Raw genomic sequence first — 494 nt, 5'->3', positions numbered from 1 at the left:
AGCGAAGTTCTGGTGCTGCGCGCCGATTCAGCCAACGTGGCTGCGCAGAAGGAGTTGGCGCAAGCCGTCCAGGCTCACTATGGTCAGCTCGACATCGCCTTCCTCAACGCTGGCGTATCCGTTTGGATGCCGATCGAAGAGTGGACGGAAGWAATGTTCGATCGCTCGTTCGRTATCAACGTCAAGGGGCCRTACTTCCTGATCCAGGCCTTGCTGCCTGTCTTYGCGAGCCCCGCATCGGTGGTGCTYAATACRTCGATCAATGCGCACGTCGGCGCGSAGCGTTCGTCGGTTTATGCCGCGACCAAGGCTGCGTTTCTGAACATGTCGAAGACGCTTTCGAGCGAACTGCTCGGACGCGGCATTCGCGTCAACGCCGTCAGCCCCGGCCCGGTCGAAACGCCGCTGTACGACAAGCTCGGCATTCCCGATGCCTACCGCACGCAGGTCAACAAGGACATCGCCGCAACCATTCCGTTTGGCCGTTTCGGCAC

Annotated in this window: 1 protein-coding gene; it reads left to right on the top strand. The window is 60.4% G+C overall.

Annotated features, from left to right (window positions below; translation table 11 throughout):
• The coding region (locus AC1DFC_RS29790) for an SDR family oxidoreductase (RefSeq protein WP_478132100.1) at nt 1–494 on the top strand (494 nt) is incomplete at both ends.

This window comes from Variovorax sp. 10L421 (assembly GCF_056395365.1).
This window is presented reverse-complemented; position numbering and strand designations above follow the sequence as displayed.